Annotated in this window: 16 protein-coding genes and 1 pseudogene; 10 read left to right on the forward strand and 7 right to left on the reverse strand. The window is 70.9% G+C overall.

Going from position 1 to position 17,707, the window contains the following annotated elements:
• On the forward strand, positions 1–1,604 hold a 1,604-nt coding region (locus I6A60_RS13260; protein ID WP_203055621.1), incomplete at its 5' end, for an AMP-binding protein.
• A 70-nt stretch (positions 1,605–1,674) separates the two neighbouring features.
• Here I6A60_RS13260 and I6A60_RS43490 read toward each other — a convergent pair.
• The 4 genes from I6A60_RS43490 to I6A60_RS13280 form a co-directional block, all read right to left on the reverse strand.
• Entirely contained in the window at positions 1,675–2,400 is a 726-nt protein-coding gene (locus tag I6A60_RS43490; protein ID WP_013426363.1) for a GntR family transcriptional regulator, read from the reverse strand.
• Between the two features lie 307 nt (positions 2,401–2,707).
• Positions 2,708–5,521, reverse strand: coding sequence for an ATP-binding cassette domain-containing protein (locus I6A60_RS13270; protein WP_203012268.1), 2,814 nt, complete (start codon positions 5,519–5,521; stop codon positions 2,708–2,710).
• A 10-nt stretch (positions 5,522–5,531) separates the two neighbouring features.
• Positions 5,532–6,347 (reverse strand): ABC transporter ATP-binding protein, encoded by an 816-nt coding sequence (locus tag I6A60_RS13275; protein ID WP_203012269.1) that lies wholly within the window; start codon positions 6,345–6,347, stop codon positions 5,532–5,534.
• 114 nt (positions 6,348–6,461) lie between these two features.
• Positions 6,462–7,607: an acetyl-CoA acetyltransferase gene (locus I6A60_RS13280; protein ID WP_203055622.1), complete on the reverse strand. Its 1,146-nt coding sequence runs from the start codon at positions 7,605–7,607 to the stop codon at positions 6,462–6,464.
• Between the two features lie 137 nt (positions 7,608–7,744).
• On the opposite strand from I6A60_RS13280, the gene I6A60_RS13285 reads away from it, so the two are divergent.
• From I6A60_RS13285 to I6A60_RS13295, 3 genes are read left to right on the forward strand one after another with little or no spacing between them, the layout of a single operon-like run.
• A complete protein-coding gene (locus I6A60_RS13285) occupies positions 7,745–8,272 on the forward strand; it encodes a MaoC/PaaZ C-terminal domain-containing protein (RefSeq protein ID WP_203012271.1) in 528 nt (175 codons plus the stop codon).
• Positions 8,269–8,682, forward strand: coding sequence for a Zn-ribbon domain-containing OB-fold protein (locus I6A60_RS13290; protein WP_203012272.1), 414 nt, complete (start codon positions 8,269–8,271; stop codon positions 8,680–8,682). The genes I6A60_RS13285 and I6A60_RS13290 overlap by 4 nt, the downstream gene beginning before the upstream one ends.
• Positions 8,683–8,690: 8 nt before the next feature.
• Positions 8,691–9,179, forward strand: a complete 489-nt coding sequence (locus tag I6A60_RS13295; protein ID WP_203012273.1) for a MaoC family dehydratase N-terminal domain-containing protein — start codon at positions 8,691–8,693, stop codon at positions 9,177–9,179.
• Between the two features lie 46 nt (positions 9,180–9,225).
• Here the strand turns inward: I6A60_RS13295 and I6A60_RS13300 are convergent, their stop codons facing one another.
• Positions 9,226–9,783 (reverse strand): TetR/AcrR family transcriptional regulator, encoded by a 558-nt coding sequence (locus I6A60_RS13300; RefSeq protein ID WP_203012274.1) that lies wholly within the window; start codon positions 9,781–9,783, stop codon positions 9,226–9,228.
• A gap of 79 nt (positions 9,784–9,862) precedes the next feature.
• Between I6A60_RS13300 and I6A60_RS13305 the strand changes: the two genes are divergently transcribed.
• Both I6A60_RS13305 and I6A60_RS13310 read left to right on the forward strand, forming a co-directional pair.
• On the forward strand, positions 9,863–10,705 hold the full coding sequence (locus I6A60_RS13305; protein WP_203012275.1) for a class I SAM-dependent methyltransferase: 843 nt from the start codon (positions 9,863–9,865) through the stop codon (positions 10,703–10,705).
• Positions 10,706–10,813: 108 nt separating this feature from the next.
• On the forward strand, positions 10,814–12,067 hold the full coding sequence (locus I6A60_RS13310; RefSeq protein ID WP_203012276.1) for a CaiB/BaiF CoA-transferase family protein: 1,254 nt from the start codon (positions 10,814–10,816) through the stop codon (positions 12,065–12,067).
• Positions 12,068–12,389: 322 nt separating this feature from the next.
• Here I6A60_RS13310 and I6A60_RS13315 read toward each other — a convergent pair whose 3' ends face one another.
• Positions 12,390–13,001 (reverse strand): NAD(P)-dependent oxidoreductase, encoded by a 612-nt coding sequence (locus I6A60_RS13315; protein WP_203012277.1) that lies wholly within the window; start codon positions 12,999–13,001, stop codon positions 12,390–12,392.
• A 97-nt stretch (positions 13,002–13,098) separates the two neighbouring features.
• Between I6A60_RS13315 and I6A60_RS13320 the strand changes: the two genes are divergently transcribed.
• A complete protein-coding gene (locus I6A60_RS13320; RefSeq protein WP_203012278.1) occupies positions 13,099–13,623 on the forward strand; it encodes a MarR family winged helix-turn-helix transcriptional regulator in 525 nt (174 codons plus the stop codon).
• Positions 13,624–14,301: 678 nt separating this feature from the next.
• Here the strand turns inward: I6A60_RS13320 and I6A60_RS13325 are convergent.
• A complete protein-coding gene (locus tag I6A60_RS13325) occupies positions 14,302–15,624 on the reverse strand; it encodes an ABC transporter substrate-binding protein (protein WP_238435361.1) in 1,323 nt (440 codons plus the stop codon).
• Positions 15,625–15,895: 271 nt separating this feature from the next.
• On the opposite strand from I6A60_RS13325, the gene I6A60_RS13330 reads away from it, so the two are divergent.
• The 3 genes and pseudogenes from I6A60_RS13330 (at position 15,896) to I6A60_RS43500 (ending at position 17,617) form a co-directional block, all read left to right on the forward strand.
• Positions 15,896–16,645, forward strand: coding sequence for a helix-turn-helix domain-containing protein (locus I6A60_RS13330; protein WP_238435362.1), 750 nt, complete (start codon positions 15,896–15,898; stop codon positions 16,643–16,645).
• 429 nt (positions 16,646–17,074) lie between these two features.
• Positions 17,075–17,356: pseudogene (locus tag I6A60_RS43990) on the forward strand (NUDIX domain-containing protein); the annotation flags it as partial.
• A gap of 84 nt (positions 17,357–17,440) precedes the next feature.
• Complete coding sequence (locus tag I6A60_RS43500; protein ID WP_307873668.1) at positions 17,441–17,617, forward strand: hypothetical protein; 177 nt, start codon at positions 17,441–17,443, stop codon at positions 17,615–17,617.
• Positions 17,618–17,707 lie beyond the last annotated feature (90 nt).

The following is a 17,707-nucleotide window of genomic DNA, read 5'->3' on the forward strand; positions in this document are numbered from 1 at the left end:
CCCGGCACACGACCACAGCGCTGCTGCTGGCGCGTGTCGAGAAGGACCCTGACTCGGAGTACCTCGACGTCGGCGGCACCACGTTCAGCGCCGCCGAGGTCGCCCAGGCCGCGGCCGCGCTCGGCGCGGCGCTCGTCGAGCTGGGGGTGCGGCCCGGTGACCGGGTCGCGAGCCTGATCGAGAACTCGCCCGAGGCGCTGCTCGTCTGGTGGGGCACCCAGTGGGCCGGCGCGATCGCGGTGCCGATCAACACGGCGTACAAGGGCGAGTACCTGCGCCACCAGCTGCGCGACTCCGGCGCGACCGTGCTCGTCATCGCGGGCGACCTCGCCGACCGGGCCGTGGCCGTCACGGGCGACCTCGACGCGCTGGCACATGTCGTCGTCACCGGGCCGGACCTGCCCGAGTTCCCCGGCAGCACCGGGCACCGCTGGGACGACCTGCTGACGACCGCCCCGCTGGCCGCCCCGGTCGACCGGCGGCCCGCGGACCTGGCGACGTTCATCTACACCGGCGGGACGACCGGCCCGTCGAAGGGCTGCATGCTCAGCCACAACTACCACGAGGCGCTGGCCACCCAGATCGGCGTCACCTGGGGCCGGACGGCGGACGACGTGCTGTGGACGCCGCTGCCGCTGTTCCACTTCAACGCGCTGACCACCGCGGTGATCGGCGCGCTGGTCTTCGGTGGGCGCTCCGCGATCTACCGGCGGTTCTCGGTGTCGAACTTCTGGCCGGAGATGAACCGCGCCCAGGCGACCCTGACCTCGACCCTGGGCACGATGGCCTACCTGCTCGCCCATGACGTCGACCGGCCGGAGATGCCGAAGTCCGGCGCCCCCGAGGCGAACACCTCGCTGCGCATGATGGGCGCCGCGCCGCTGCCGCCCGAGGTGGACGACATCATCCGCGGCAGGTTCGGCATCGACACGTTCTCCGGCGCCTACGGCGTCACCGAGGCAAGCCTCATCTCCTCGCTGCCGACCGGCGTCCGCAACAAGCCGAGCGCCGCCGGGATGATCAACAAGGACTACTTCGACGTCCGGATCTTCGACGACGACGACAACGAGCTGCCCCGCGGCACCGACGGCGAGATCGTCGTCCGGCCACGGCTCGCGCACGTGATGTTCGAGGGCTACTGGGGCCGGCCGGAGGCGACCGTCGAGACCAGCCGGAACTGGTGGTACCACACCGGCGACATCGGCCGGGTCGACGAGGAGGACTTCCTGTTCTTCGTGGACCGCAAGGCCGACTACCTGCGCCGGCGCGGGGAGAACATCTCCAGCTTCGAGGTCGAGCGCGTCATCATGGGCCACGGCGAGATCGCCGACGTGGCGGTGCACGCCGTCTTCAGCAAGCTCACCGAGGACGACGTCAAGGTGACCGCGACCCTGGTCGAGGGCGCCACCCTGACCCCCGAGGCGCTGTTCCGCTGGTGCGTGGATGCCCTGCCGTACTTCGCGATCCCGCGCTATATCGAGTTCCGGTCCGAGCTGCCGCGCAGCCCGGTCGGCCGCGTCCTGAAGCGCGAGCTGCGCGCCGAGGGCGTGACCGCCGGCACGTGGGATGCCGAGGCCGCCGGTATCACCTACGAGAAGCGCTGACCCGCCGGCTCAACGACAATCGCCTCGCTCGTTCCCCTGGGAACGAGCGAGGCGAGGTCTGGCAGGGCGACTAGTTCTCCGGCGCCCAGAGGATGTTCCGGGACTGCAGCAGGTCGACGACGAGGTCGCCGTGGCCGCGCAGCATCCGCACGAACTCCTGGGACGCCTTCACGCCATTGCCGGCCTTGATGGCCCGGTTGACGGCGGCAATACCCCGCTTCTGCGGCTGGATCGTGCCGGGAACGAGCGCGAAGAAGTTCCCCGGAATGACCCCGGTCATCAGCCGGCCGAACGACGACAGCCGCGGCGAATGCGCCATCGCGAAAATCTGCCGGAGATAAGCCTCGTTCGCGTGCAGGATGTCTTCCGGGTCTTCGGCGTCACGCAGCGCGCGCTCGGCCGCGGCCAGCGCCTCGATCCCGTCCTCGTCACCACGCTCGGTCGCCCGCTCAGCGGCCAGCCCGTAAAGCTGGCCGAGCAGCGCATAGTGGTCGCGAACCGAGTTCAGGTCCAGGCCGTGCACGAACGCGCCGCGGTGCGGCTCGATCGAGATCCAGCCCTCGCTCTCCAGCGCGATCATCGCCTCGCGCACCGGGATGCGGCTGACGCCCAGCTCCTCCGCGATCTCGTCCTGGCGGACGTGGTCACCCTGACGGAGGGTTCCGGCGAAGATCAGGCCTCGGATATGGTCGGCGACCTGGCTTCCGCTGCTCCTGCGGTCGACGACAGACCGTTTGCCCGGGGCATGGTGCGAAAGCGGGCTTACCGCGGTCGCCGTCCGACGGTTGGGAGGGATGACCGTGCTCCTTCAGCTGATGGCGAGGGTGTCCGTTGTGCGCGCCCGTTCACCTGATCGAGCCAGCCGATCGAGTCATGTCGCGAGCAGCGGACCGCGAAGTTGCAGGAAGTATACGACCGCACTGCACCGACAACGCGGACCTCGGTGTTCGTTACGCGCATTAGATCCATCACGTCCGGCTAGTCCCGTGACCCTTCGCACTGATCGCGCCGGACATGCCGCAAAGGCCCGTTGCCGGCTCCCCCGCATGTTCGTCGCGAGGTGTCAGCCCGCGGGTCCGAAATCCACCGGGAAACGGGACGGATCAGTCCTCCCCGTCCCGGCCCGGCGCGCCGGAGGTCGCGACGGCGTCGCGACGCCCGACCGGGGCCGTCGCCGGCGAGACGGCCGCGTCAGGCGCGATCCCCAGGTAGGCGGTCGCCAGCCGGTCGGCGTCGACCTCGGCGGACGGCCCGGTCCAGGTGATGTGGCCGACGGTGAGGAACGCGACCCTGTCCGCGATCGCGAGCGCGTCGCGGGTCTTCTCCTCGGCGATGAGCAGCGCCGTGCCCCGGCTCTGCAGCGCGCCCAGTGCCGCGAAGATCTGCTCGATGATGAGCGGCGCGAGCCCGAGCGACGGTTCGTCGGCCACCAGCAGCTTCGGCGGGCGGACCAGCGCCGGCGCCAGGGTGAGCATCTGCTGCTCACCGCCGGACATGGTGCCGGCGGCCTGGCCGCGGCGGGTCTTGAGCACCGGGAAGGCATCGAACGCGGCCTCCCGCTCGGCCGCGTCGCGCAGCCAGATCGTGAGGTTCTCCTCGACGGTCAGGTCGGGGAAGATGCCCCGGCCCTCGGGCGCGAGGTAGACGCTGTCGCGCTCGCGCCGGCGCGCCGGCACCTGCGTGACGTCGCGGCCGGCGAGCCAGACCGAGCCGGCGCGGGCCTCGACCAGACCGCCGACCACCGAGCACAGCGTCGTCTTGCCCGCGCCGTTGCTGCCCAGCAGCGCGACCGCCTGGCCGGCACCGATGGTCAGGTCGAGCCCGTGCAGCACCTCGATCTCGCCGTAGCCGGCCTTCAGACCGGTGACCCGTAGCACCGGCTCGACGCCATCCGCGACGGCGCTGGCGTCGAGGGGGGCGGCCGGGGCGGTCGTCGCGACCGGGACGTGCCTCTCCGTGGTCGCCTTCGCGGCCCGGCGGACGGACCACTCGCGCCGGGCCCGGGAACCGGCGGCGAGGCCGCCGTCCGGGTCACGGGCCAGCGAGATCGCGCCGAGGCCGAACACCAGCTGCATGAAGTAGGTGGACGCCGGGACGTGCTCGAGCACCTGCGGGGCGAGCGCCGAGACGAGTCCGGCCAGCACCGCGCCGGCGGGCCGGCGGATCGACAAGGTCACCGTGGTCGCCAGCCAGACCAGCCCGAGCAGCACGGTGAAGTCGGTCCGGGTGACCCGGCCGTGGGCCGCGGCCAGCATCACGCCGCCGAATCCCGCGATGCCCGCCGAGATGACGAACAGCAGCAGCTTCATCCGGTCGACGGCGATGCCGCTGGTGCGGGCACCGACCTCGGAGGAGCGGACGGCCAGCATCGCCCGGCCCGTGCTGGAGGAGCGCAGCGCGTGCACGACCCACACCCCGAGGCCGACCAGAGCCACCAGCAGCAGCACGAGCCAGCGCGGGTTGGACGTGTCGAGGCCGGCGATCCTCGGCGGGGTCACCTTCCAGCCACTGGAGCCGTTGGAGATGCTGTGGATCTGGAAGAGCAGGTTCTCGCCGATGAACGCGAGCGCGAGCGTCGAGAGCGCCAGCGGCAGGCCGCCGAGCCGGCGCGTCGGCAGCGCGACGACGAGGCCGACGAACGCGGAGACCAAGGTGCCGGCGATCAGCGCGGGCACGAACGGAACCCCGTGACCCAGCAGGATGCCGGCGGTGAAGGCACCGGACAGCACGAAGGCCGCCTGCGCGAGGCTCACCATGCCGCCGATGCCGGTGACGACGGTGAAGGACAGCAGCACGATCGCCGTCGCCAGGCCCTGGGCGAGCAGGCCGGCCCAGAAGTCGGTCGCGCCCCAGGCGGTGTAGGCGAGCAGGCCGACCACGGCGATCGACCAGAGCGTCCGGCGCCGCCACCGCGCGGCGTCGCCGCCGAGCTCGTCGGCGGACGGCTTCTCCTCCAGCGTCGTGCCGGCGCTTCGACCCCGCTCGGCGCCGAAGTAGATCAGCAGGCCGAACAGGATGATGAACGGCACGGCGGTGGGAAACCCGGTGATGTCCAGGGTGACGTAGCCGTTGACGAGGTTCTGCACGACACCGAGGAGCAGGCCGCCGAGCATCGCGATCGGGATCGAGGCCATCCGGCCGAGCACGACCGCCGGGATCGAGATGAACAGCAGCGTCGTGTAGCTGAACGAGCTCAGGCCGAACATCGGCGCGAGCAGCACGCCGACCAGGCCGGCCAGCCCGCAGGACGTGATCCAGGAGACCGCTGACGCGCGGTCCGGGTCGACGCCGCGCAGCGCCGCGAGGTTCGGGCGGCTGACCGCGGCCCGCATCTCCAGGCCGATCCGGGTGTGCCGGACCAGGTACCACAGCAGGACGGCCGCGAAGATCGCCGCGCCGAGCATCGACAGCTGGTCGCTGTCGATGATCAGGCCGTTGCCGACGGAGTGGATCTTCTTCGGGCTCGGGCCGAGGCCCGGAATCCGGAAGACGTCCTCGATCTCGGGTACGCAGCGGGCCTTCGGGTTCTGCTGGGAGCAACTGGCGAGATTCAGCCAGTCCTTGAGCAGGGCGACGATCCACAGCCCGAGCGACGGCAGCGCGATCAGCAGGCCGAGCGACGCGACCATCTTCGCCGCGATCGACGACTCCCGCAGCGGGTTGAACAGCACTAAGTGCAGCACCCAGCCGAGCAGCGGCGCGAAGATGCCGATACAGATGATCGCGCTCAACACGATCGGCAGCTTCTGGCCGGTGTTCAGCTGGAAGAACAGGTAGGCGGTCGAGAAGGCGATACCGCCCTGGCCGAAGTTGAAGACCCCGGACGTCTGGTAGCTCAGGGTGAGGCCGGACGCGAGGATCGCATAAAGGGCGCCGGTGACCAGCCCCGCGACCACCAGGTTGACGAACTCGGTCACGAAATTCTCCTCAGCCGAGATAGGCGTCGCGGACGGCCTCGTCGGCCTGGATCTCGGCCGGCGTGCCCTCCGCGAGCACGGAACCGAGGTTGAGTACGGCGATCCGGTCACACATCCGCATGACGAACCCCGCGTCGTGCTCGACCAGGAGCACCGCCGCGCCTCTGCCGCGCAGCGACTGGATCAGCTCCCCGAATCGCTCGGACTCGCCGTGGTCGAGACCGGAGGTCGGCTCGTCGAGCAGCAGCAGCCGGGGCTCGTCGACGATCGCCCGGGCGAGCTCGACCAGCCGCTGGAGGCCGAGCGGCAGCGAGCCGGCGGCCACCCGGCGGCTGTCGGCCAGGCCGCACCACTCGAGCACCTCGTCGACCTGCTCGCGGCGGGCCTTCTCCAGCGAGCGACGCTTCGGCCAGGCGACCAGGTCGGCGAGCACGCCACCCCCGCCGCCGTGCCATTCCAGCGCGGCCAGCACGTTGTCCTCGACCGACAGCCAGCTGAACACCTGGGCGCGCTGGAAGGTGCGGCGCATGCCGAGGCGGGCGCGGCCGGTCGAGCCCTGCCGGGTGACGTCCTGGCCGGCGAACTCGACCCGGCCGGTCGTCGCCGGGGTGATACCGGAGATGACGTCGAACAGCGTCGTCTTCCCCGCGCCGTTCGGACCGATCAGACCGCGCACGGTCCCGGCGGTGACGTCCAGTGAGACGTCGGTGAGCGCCTGCACGCCACCGAACCGCTTACTGATGCCGGTCAGCCGCAACAGGGGCCGGTCACCGGTCGCCGCCGGCGTGGTCGCGGCCGGTGCTGGCTTCGAGACGCCAGACGGCATGAGGCCTCCAGAGAGTGGATCACCGGGCCGCACGGGATCTGTCGCGCCAGACCAGGTGTGAGAGTGGATACTATATGCAATCTCACCGCGCGGTAACAAGTACTAGTCGCTGGACTAGTCGACGCCGAGAAGCACCGTCGAGGTCGAGGAGAACCAGCCGCCGGTGCCGTTCACGCACGCCACCCGCGCGTTCGGCACCTGCCGGCCCGTGGCCTCGCCGCGCAGCTGCTTCACGGCCTCCACCAAGAGGAAGATGCCGCGCATGCCCGGATGGCACGAGGAGAGCCCGCCGCCGTCGGTGTTCGTCGGCATTCGGCCACCGACGCGCATGGTCCCGCACTCGAGGTAGGCCCCGCCCTCACCTCGCCCGCAGAAGCCGAGCGCCTCGAAGGTGAGCAGGACGGTCGAGGTGAACGAGTCGTAGAACTGGCAGACGTCCACATCCCCCGGCGTGAGCCCGGCCCGCTCGAACGCGAGCTTCCCGGACACCGCCGCCGGCGAGACCGTGAAGTCGGTCCACTCCGACATCGTCGTGACGTTGCTGGCGGTGCCGGTGCCGAGCACCCGCACGACCGGGCGCCCCAGGTCGGCCGCCCGGTCCGCGGCCGTCAGCACGACAGCCCCGCCGCCGTCGCTGCGAATGCAGCAGTGCAGCTTGGTGAACGGTGTCGCCACCATCGGCGCCGACAGCACGTCGTCCACGGTTATCGGATCGCGGTACATCGCGTCGGGATTCAGCCCGGCGTTGTACCGGGTGTCCACGGAGATGTTCGCGAACTGCTCGATCGTCGTGCCGAACTCGTGCATGTGCCGCCGCGCCGTCATCGCGTACTTGGCGATCAGGGTGTGGCCCCACGGCGCCTCGAACTGGCTCGGGCCGCGGGTCGACAGCGACAGGTTCGCCGTGCGCAGCCGCTTCTTGAGGTCGGCGCGGGCCGTCGAGCCATAGACCAGCAGGACGGTCTTCGCGGTGCCGGCCCTGATCGCGTCGACGGCGTGCTCGACCATGACCTCCCAGGTCGACCCGCCGACGGCGGTCGAGTCGACCCAGGTCGGCCGCAGCCCGAGGTACTCGGCGAGCTCGACCGGCTGCAGCACGCCCAGCCCGGGCGAGCCGAAGCCGTCGACGTCGGCGTGACCGAGGCCCGCGTCGGCCAGCGCGCGCGCCGCCGCCTGGTAGTGCAGCGCGAACGGCGTGGCCGTGTCGACCCGCCCGCAGTCCGACAGCGCCGCCCCGACGACAGCCACCTCGCCCGGCATACGCCCTCCCGTGGCTCATCCAGCTCCGGCTGCCCGTGTCGGCAGCTCAGGTTCCGCGGTCCCGGCCAGTCGCTGTGGCCGGCCGTTCGACGGCCGCCACCTGCCCCGGGACTGCAGTTTGTATATACTATGCGATTATGGGATCGGTCACCGCCTCGGACAACGACGCCTCGGAAAAGGGCGTCTACTTCGAGGACCTCGAGGTCGGCGGCAAGGCACCGGTACGCACGCTGCGGCTCACCCGCACGGACCTGGTCCGGTACGCGGGCGCCTCCCGGGACTTCAACCCGATGCACCATGACGACGAGCGGGCCCGCGCGGCCGGGATGAAGAGCGTCTTCGGCCACGGCATGTTCAGCGCCGGCCTGCTCGCGACGGCGCTGACCGATCTCGTCGGCATCGGCAACCTGCGCGGCTACAAGGTCCGTTTCACCACCCAGGCGTGGCCGGAGGACGTCCTGTCGACCGACATCACGGTCACCGGCCGGGACGAGACGACCGGCCTGGTCGAGCTGGACTGCCAGGTCCTCAACGCGGACGGGGCCACCGTCGTCGCCGGAGCCGCCGTGGCGTCCCCCGCCCGCCGGCCGGCCGGCGAGCCAACGTCGAACGCGCCGTCGGCAAGGCCCGCACTCGGCCCTGAGGAAGACAGGAGTCAGGCATGAGCGGTCCGCGGTTCGACCTGCCGACGATCGAAGAGGAGACCGCTCCCTGGTGGGACGCGGCCCGCAAGGGCGAGCTGCTGATCCGCCGCTGCGGCGACTGCGGGAAGGCGCACCTCTACCCCCGGCCGTTCTGCCCCGCCTGCTGGAGCGAGAACGTCACCTGGGAGCGGGCCGCCGGCACGGGCACCCTTTACACGTGGTCCGAGGTCCGCTCGAACGACCTGCCTCCGTTCAAGAGCCGGGTGCCGTACCTCGCGGCGATCGTGGACCTCGACGAGGGCCCCCGCCTGGAGACCACGATCGTCGGCGCGGCCGAGGCGGACCTCACCATCGGCATGCGGGTGACGGTCGACTTCCAGCACGACGACGAGGCAGACCTGACCATCCCCGTCTTCCGTATCCCTGACTGAGGATCCCCGTGACCGTCACCGACCTGATCGGCACCGAGCTGCCCGCGGCGACCGTCGTCGTGGAGCGCGGCGCCGTCGCCGCCTTCGCCGCGGCCGTCACCGACACCTCGCCGGTCTACCGCCGCGCGGACGCCGCCGCGGCGGCGGGCTTCGAAGCCATCCCGGCGCCGCCGACGTTCACCTTCGCCGCCCGGCTGATCGGCGCGTTCGAGGACCTCCAGCCCGACCGGCCCACGAGCGCCCTCGACGTCGCCGAGGTCATCGCCGAGCTGCGCAAGGACGGCGGGCTGATCCTGCACGCCGAGCAGGAGTTCACCTACCACCGCCCGGTGCTGGCCGGCTCGACCGTCCGGGTCACCGGCCGGGTCGAGGACGTCCGCGTCACCACCAACAGCCGGGGCAAGCAGCTGACCTTCGTCAGCATCCGGACCGACACGCGTGACGAGGCTGGCGAGCTCCTCGTCACCGAGGTCATGACCCTCCTGCACCGCGCCTAGCCGGCCGGACCTTCAGCCGAGCACGGCCTTTAGCCGAGCACGGCCTTCAGCCGAGCACGGCCAGGACCATCTCGGACAGCGCGGCGACGTCGGCGTCGACCATCGGCTCGCCGGTCATGCCCATCCGGTGGAGCAGGGTTCCGACCACGACGTCGACGAAGAACAGGACTCGGTGCTCGGGTTCGCCGAGCGCGTCCTGCAGCGCGCGCCGATAGGGGTCCTGCAGCCGCTCGGACAGGATCCCGCGCAGAGCCGGGTCGCTGACCGCGTCGCTGAACACACCGGCGAACGCGTCGCCGACCCCGGGTTCGCCGATCTTCGCCGCGACCCAGTGGATGGCCGAGGACATGACCTCGGCCTTGCCGCTGCCCTCCAGAGGCGCCGGGCCGAACGCGTCCAGGAGGCAGTCCACGATCAGCTCGCCCTTGGACGGCCAGCGCCGATAGATCGTCGTCTTGGCGACGCCTGCCGCCGCGGCGATGCGCTCGACGGTGGCCTGCGCGTAGCCGAGCTCGTGGACCGTCCTCAGCGTGGCGGCGAACACCGCGGCGTGGACGCCGGCGCGCGGGCGGCCGGGTGATCTGGCGGAAGTCGCCGAAGCCATTGCCACACGCTACCTGTTTTCGCTACCGTAGGTTTCGATACCTCAGGTAGCGAAACCTACGGTAGCGGCTGGAGTGGTCATGACCGATGGCAAGACCGATGGCAAGATCGACGGCGCGGCCCTGGATGGCGTGGCCGCCACGTGCCTGTGGACGCTGCGCAACCGCGCCGAGGAGTCGATGCATCCGGGCTCGGCGTTCGACGACCCGCTGGCGGAGCGCCTGTACCGCGGGATCGACTACGACTTCGAGCGGTTCGGCAAGCCCAGCCAGAGCCATCCGCTGCGCGCCCTCGCCCTGGACATCGCCATCCGCGGCTACCTGGAGCGGCATCCCGCCGCCACGGTGGTCGCCCTCGGGGAGGGCCTGCAGACCACCTACTGGCGCCTGGGACGGCCCGGCCTCGACTGGCTGTCCGTCGACCTGCCACCCGTCATCGACCTGCGCCGACGCCTGCTCCCAGCGGAGCCAGGAATGACAGCGATCCCGACCTCGGCGCTCGACCACGCCTGGATGGACGTCCCCGACCCGGACCGTGGCGTGTTCATCTCCGCCGAGGGTCTGTTCATGTACCTCGAACGCGACTCGGTGATGTCCCTGATCACCGAGTGCGCCACGCGCTTCCCGGGCGGGCAGCTGTTCTTCGACTCGATACCCGCCGCGTTCAGTAGTCGGACGATGAAGGGCTACCGGATGTCAGACCGCTACACCGCGCCGCCCATGCCGTTCAGCCTGTCGGTCTCCGAGGCCGCCGACCTGCCCGCCCAGATCCCTGGCGTGGCCGCCGCCGAGGACCTACAGCCGCCCCCCGGCCGCAAGGCCTGGCGGTCACGGACGCTCCGGAAGGTCGCGAACCTGCCAGGACCACGCGACCTTCGCCCTTCGATCACTCTGCTGAGCTTCGCCACCGCCCCTGGGCAGTAGGCCCCGAGCGCTGTCCGGCCGCGGCCGCGCGTCGTGGTGGTGGTCGCATTTGGGCGTCGAGGAGCCGCGCGGAATGCGGGCGGGCGCCCGTCACGGAATGATGCGAACGTGACGACTTCCGCCTCGACGACCGAGTCCGCCCCTTCCGCCGAGTCCGTCGAGCCCAAGGCCGGCCCCGGCGCGCTGCCGCTGGCTGGGCTGCTCGTCGTCGGCTTCGAGCAGGCCGTCGCGGCGCCACTGGCGACCCGGCACCTGGCCGACTTCGGTGCCCGCGTCATCAAGGTGGAGAACCCCAACGGTGGCGACATGGCGCGCTCCTACGACGGAGCCTGGCATGACGAGATCGGCGCGCACTTCGCCTGGCTGAACCGGGGCAAGGAGTCGTTCGCCGTCAACCTGCGGGACGAACGCGGCGCCGCGGCGCTGGAGGAGCTGCTCGCGAAGGCAGATGTGGTCGTCCAGAACCTGGCCCCCGGCGCCGCCGCCCGCCGGGGCCTGGCCGCCGAGCAGCTGGTCGAGCGCTTCCCGCGGATCATCGCCGTGGACATCTCCGGCTACGGCGACGGCGGGCCACTCTCGCACAAGCGGGCGTACGACCTGCTGGTCCAGTCCGAGTCCGGCTCGTGCGCGATCACCGGTCACGAGGGCCACCCCGCGAAGGCCGGCATCCCGCTCGCCGACATCGGCGGCGGCATGTACACGCTCACGTCGGTGCTCGCCGCCCTGCACGCCCGCACCGCGACGGGCCGGGGCGCCGCGATCCAGGTGAGCCTGTTCGACGCGGCCGTCGAATGGATGGGCTACGCGCTGAACTTCACCATGGGTTCGGGCCTGGTCCAGGAGCCGAACGGCGTCAGCTCCCCCGCGGTCTCGCCCTACGGCAACTACCGCACCAAGGACGGTCAGGTGCTGGTGCTCGGCACGACGAACAACGGCGAGTGGCAACGGCTGGCCCGCGAGATCCTCGGCAGCACGGACCTCGCCGAGGACAAGCGGTTCGCCGAGAACGACGACCGGGTCCGGCTTCGGGCCGATCTCGACGTGCACATAGCCGCCTGGGCCCGCAGCGTGACGCTCGCCGACGCCCGGGAGCAGCTCGACAAGGCCGGCATCGGCAACGCCCGGCTGAACACCGTGCCGGACGTCATCGACCACCCGCACCTGGCCGCCCGGGACCGCTGGCGCGAGGTCGCGACCCCGTCGGGCCCGATCCGCGCGGTCCTCCCGCCCCCGGTGAACAAGGACTGGACCTTCCCGATGGGCGACATCCCCGCCCTCGGCGCCCACACCGCGTCGATCCTCACCGAACTCGGCCACACCCCCGACGACCTGGCCGCCCTCCACGCCGACGGCGTCATCTGACCGACCCGAATTCCACCGGTACTGACCAGATCGACGCCGTTGTTCTCGCTGGGCGAGAACGTCGCCCGATCCTGTTCGGCGAGGCGAAATGGGCCCGGTCCGTGGACGCGCGCCGCCTCGCCCCCAAACTGACCGACAAGGCTCGCAACCTGCTCGTCGCCACCCTTGGAGCCGCGAAGGCAGAAACGGCCGCCGCCCCGACCCGGCTCTCCTTCTGCGCCCGCGAGCAGGTCCGCAACGCCCCACAGGACGCGCTCGTCGTCACCGCGGCGGACAATAGGTCATGGCGCCGCCAGGGCGATGGCGCCGTACGGGCGAACGGCTACGAGGTGATGGCGACGCCTCGTCGGAGGAAGGTGTCGTCGGTGAGCTGGGCGAGCATGAAGTCGGCGACGTCGGCGTAGGAGACCTTGGACGCCACAGTCAGGCGCAGGTCGGTGCCCGTCCGGTGGTGCCCGGTGTGCCGGGCACCGGAGAGGATGGCCGGTCGCACGACGGTCCAGGCGGTGTCGCTGGCGCGGATGAGCTCCTCCATTCCCTCCTTGTCTCGCATCAACGATCGGATCGCGACCCGGGCGATGGCGACGTAGAGGTTGCGGTGGCGGCTGTCGGCCACGCCGTATCCACTGACGGCGACCAGGCGGCGCACGCCGTGGGCTTCCATCGCCGCCACGATGGAACGCATCCCGTCGGTACAGACCGTGCTGCCCCAACGACGCTGGCCCAGCGCACTGAGCACGGCTTCGCTGCCGGCGACGACGCGCTTCACGACGTCGGTGTCGCGGACGTCGCCGGCCACCCCCCGCAGGCGCTCGTGGACGGCGAGGCGGCCTGGGTCGCGGGCCAGCGCGGTGACGGTGTGACCCTGCTGGAGCGCCTGTTCGACCAGTTGGCGCCCGGTGTGGCCCGTGCCGCCGAAGACCGCCAGATGCATGCCGTGTGTCCTTCCAACCCAAGACAGTTTGAGACTCCAAGCATCGGAGAGATAGTTGGAGTCGTCAAGTGTTGGAGGTTCCATGTAATGTCGGCCGGTGGTCGAGCCCGCCAGCCCTACCGGCGACGCCCTGACCCATGCGGTCGTCAAGCAGGTGATCCTCCTCGCGGGCACGATCAGCACGCTGGGCGCGGACCTGCTCAAGGAGCTCGATCTCACGGAGCCGCTGGCGAACGCCCTGTGGCGCCTGGACCCTGACGCGCCCGCGCCATCGATGCGCATGCTCGCGGCCACCCTGAACTGCGACCCGTCCACGGTCACGTTTCTCACCGACCGGCTGGAACAGCGCGGCCTCATCCAACGGCGGCCGGTACCGACCAATCGACGCCAGAAGGTCATCAGCCTGACCGACCGGGGTGTCGAGGCCCGCGGCCGGCTAATTCAGGCTCTGACCGCCGGTTCCCCGTTCGCCCGCCTCTCGACGGAGGACCGGCACCAGCTCCACGTGCTGCTCGGCCGGGCGGGGGCCGACCCGAGCCGTTTCACCTGCCAGCCCTCCACCCCAACCGGGGCAGGCGGGAACGAGGCGGGCGCGACCAACGGGCCCGATCCGGGCCCCTGAGCACCCCGCCTGGCGCTCAGGCCGGCCGGCGCGAGCACGGCCCGGCTGGATCGTCGCCCAGGAAACCGCCGTGTCGGCGACTCCTCCCGCGATCTTCCGAGCCGGTACATCGTTCACCGCGGGACCCCGGTCGGTGTCCCGCCCCGACCAAGCTGCGCCCGGCCCGCCGGCGCAGTCCCGGCTGGTCCGAGGCAGCGACTTGCCTGCGCAGACGTCGATCATCCGGCTAGCTAGTGTCGCGACCGCCAACGTCTGCCCGTCACCTTGATCGCTGTTTTCGCCCTCTAGTGGCTACGAAACAGCGCCAGTAATGACCACCGGAGGGCCGAAACGGCGATCAAGGGGACGCCGAAACGGACGAACCTTGCCGGAGGCGGCACTGGGCAGGCTGCCACATCTTGATCGAGAACTGCGCAGGGATAAACAGGACGAATTGGGGCGTTGGACGCCGTTCTGCCTGCGCAGCCGGTGATCAAGGCGTCTCGATCGGGCGTGAGACCGTCTTGATCAGCAGCTGCGCAGGGGAACTTGGGCCGACCTGGCCATCGCCGACCCGGGCGCCGCCGACCCGGCCACCGCTGCCGTCCGGCCGCCGCCGACCCGGCCGCCTTTGCCGTCGCCTACGACGACGACGGGCGCAGCACCAGGTCGGCGGCGGACGTCAGCGTTCGTTTCGGCTCAGCCGCCGAGGGCGCGGTAGGTGGTGGGCTCGCCCTTGCTGTCGAGGTCGGTGACGAGGCCGCCCTTCACGCAGACCGCGGGGGTCGCCGGATTGGCCTTGCCACCGCACTGGAACTTCATCGGGTCGGCGCCCGGAAGCGGCTGCACGGGCATCGACTTGATGGCCGTGGTGATCGAGGCCGGCGTGACGTCACCCGTGAGGCCCGTGGTCGCGGACTGCAGGGCGGCGACGACGGTGAACATGCTCAGCGAGCCCTGCCGGTTGATCTCGATGTCCGAGCCCTTGCCGTAGGTGTTCACGACCGCGGCGAACAGCCGGGTGGACGGGTTGTCGGTCCCGATCGGCGCGGTCGCGGTCACGGTGACGCCCTTGAGCACGGAGCCGGGGACCGCCTTGCGGGTGGCGTCGGTGATGCACTGCGCGATCGCCGTGACCGGGCCGGTGAAACCGACCGTGTGCAGGCCATTGAGGGCCGCGATACAGAACGAGTCGCTACCGATCACCTGGACGACTCGGGGGCCCCCGGAGGCGATCCGCTGCATCTGTGGCGTCATGTCGGCGGTGCCCGGTGGGACGGCGACGACGTCAAGCTTGATGCCCGCCGCCTTGAACGCGGCCGGCGCGATCGTCTGGTAGATGCTCATGACGGCCGGCACGTCGATGGCGACGGCCGAGACCGTGTCGACCTTGTTCTCCTTGGCCAGCTGGATCGGCAGCGTGACCAGGCCGAACAGCGCGTCCGCGAGGACGAACGACGAGTCCTTGTCCGTCATGATCGACGCCGAGTTGGCGCCGCCGAACAGCACCGGGATGTGCGCCTGGTGCAGCGGCGGCCACATGCCCTCGCTGACCGCTGTGGAGCCGACGACGACCGCGGCCACGTTGTCCTCGACCATGCGGTTCGCGCAGTCGGTGCCCTTCGCCGGGTCGGCGAGGGTGTCGCACTTGACCAGCTCGATCGGGTGCCCGGCGAGGCCGCCCTTACGGTCGTTGAGGTACTTGACCGTCACGTCGGCCACGGCGCTCTCGAAGGACAGGTCCGTGACGGCGCCCTTGCCGTCCGAGATCATGCCGATCTTGACGGGCGTGCCCTTGGCCTGGTTGACCGGGCCGAGCAGCTGGTCGGCGGCGGCGCTGGCACTGGTCGCCGCGGGCGTCGTTCCGGAGCCCGCGGTGCTTCCGCCGCAGGCGGCCAGCGCCAGGGTGACGGTCAGGGTGGCTAAGGCGGCTAAGGCGCGGGCGCGCTTCGGTAACCGGCCCGGGCGCGCCGCGGCGTCCGGCACGGCCCGCGGGCCAGCTGAGATCCCCAGGTGAGGCATGCGAGGTGTCCATCTCTCGTGGCGTAACAGGGTGTAGCGAGTGAGAGTGAATGCTCGCGTACCAACACATCGACGTCAACGGGTCAACAAGACCTCTATGTGAATTGCGTCAATTTCCCGTCGGGAGTCGTCCTCGGAGACCCTAGCCGGCACCAGGACGCCGGAACCGCGAAACTGGGCCTTCCCACCATCACGTCGGTCCCGACCTGGCTCCTCCAGCTCACGGCCAAGCGAGTGGAGGCTCATGATGGTTCTGGAAGGGAGCACGGCCATGGCAACGGGACCCGAGACCCGGTTACGGGCGGACGCGCGGCGCAACCGCGACCGGATCATCGCCACCGCGAAGCTGGCCTTCGCCGACGACGGCCCGGACGTGCCCATGGAGGAGATCGCCCGGCTGGCCGGCGTCGGTGTCGGCACGCTCTACCGGCGGTTCCCCGACCGTGACGCCCTCGTTGTCGCCGTCGTCCGCGACAGCCTCGCGACCGCGCTGGCCCGCGCCCGCGCCGCGACCGCCGAGGCCGAGGAGCCGGCCCGCGGCGACGACGGGACCGGCCCCGACCTCGCCGCCCGGCCCGGGACTGCCCCGAGCGGCGCCACCGGCCGCGGGCCAGCAGACGCGCCGGGTTCCGGACGAGCCTGGGAGACGCTCGTGCACAGCCTGAGCAGCCCGCGCGAGCTGCGGCTGACGATGCGGCTGGCCAACCTGTTCTCCCCGGGCACGGCCGCGGCGGTCCAGGCAGACCCGTCGATCCAACAGATCCGCCGGGAGTACGCCGAGACGCTCGACAGCCTGGTCCACGCGGCGCAGGCCGAGGGGTCACTGCGCCCGGACGTCGGCGCGGGCGACGTCGCGCACCTGCTCTCGCTGGTCGCCTACAGCCTGAACCGCGCCCCGCACGAGAACGCCGAGATCGCCTTCGAACGCGCCCGCGCGATCGTCCTCGACGGCCTGCGCGCCCACCCCGCTGCCCCCCTGCCCGGCCGCCCGCTCACCACCCGGGACCTCGGGCCCGAATAGCGCGAGTGCCCCAGCCCTCGGGCGGGCGACGCCACCCTGATCGCTGTTTCGACCCGCCACCGCGGAACCCTGCTGGCCCCATTCGGGCAGCCTCCGGCAAGGTTCGCCTGTTTCTGCGCCCCTTGATCGCTGTTTTGGCCCTCGGGTGGTCGTTACCGGCGCTGTTTTGTAGCCACCAGAGGGCGAAAACAGCGATCAGGGCGACGGGCAGACGTCTGCGGTCGCGGCACTAGCAGGCGCAGACACATTTGGCGCTTGACGGGCCACAGATCCAGTCAGGTTGGTGCTGGAGCGCCAACCCGAACATATCGGTCGCTACCGTCACCGATGCCGAGGTCAGCGGCCGCACGGGCCTCGGCCACGCGGGCGCGTGATCCTCGCAAATCGGGAACTGGAAACGTGAACAGGATTCGTCACACCACGGCTGGCATGTTCCTACTGCGCTGGCCGGCTACGGAAGCTCGCTGGGTACTGGAGCTGGTACGCCGTCCCGGCGAGGCCCGGTGGACCCTCCCCGGTGGGCACGTCAAACCGGACGAGAATCCGGCCCAAGCCGTGCTTCGAACAGTCCGCGACGAGACCGGTTATTCGGCGGTCCTGGTGGCCCCACCCCATCAGGTCCCGGTGCCGGCCGGTTTCGGGATCGGTAGGCAGAAAGCGATCCAACTTCCCTGGTGGATCGTCCAGGAGCCCGTGGCGGGCGACCGGCAGCCGGGACCTCACATTCACGTGGACTATCTGTACGTCGGCCTTATCGACGTCGGATGTCCCGTCACGCGAACGGGACCGCGACCCGTGTTCCGCTGGGTCGGGGTCGACGATCTGCCGGGTCTGGACCTGCTCGACGGCACCCGCCTGCTGGCCACGGACATCCTGGACCGGGCCACGGCCGGCCATCTGGTCCCCCGGCCGGCTGGATCAGGACGCCGCGACGAACCAGTCCCCGGCCGCCGGCCGGCGCCCAGACCCTGACGAGCCAGGCGACCTCCCGAGGCCGCCGGGCGCCTGTTCGGATCCCGCGGACGCGAGGCCAGTACGCCCCGCACACAGGACAGCGAGCGG

The sequence above is a fragment of the Frankia sp. AgB1.9 genome (assembly GCF_016786355.1).
Classification (GTDB): Bacteria; Actinomycetota; Actinomycetes; order Frankiales; family Frankiaceae; genus Pseudofrankia.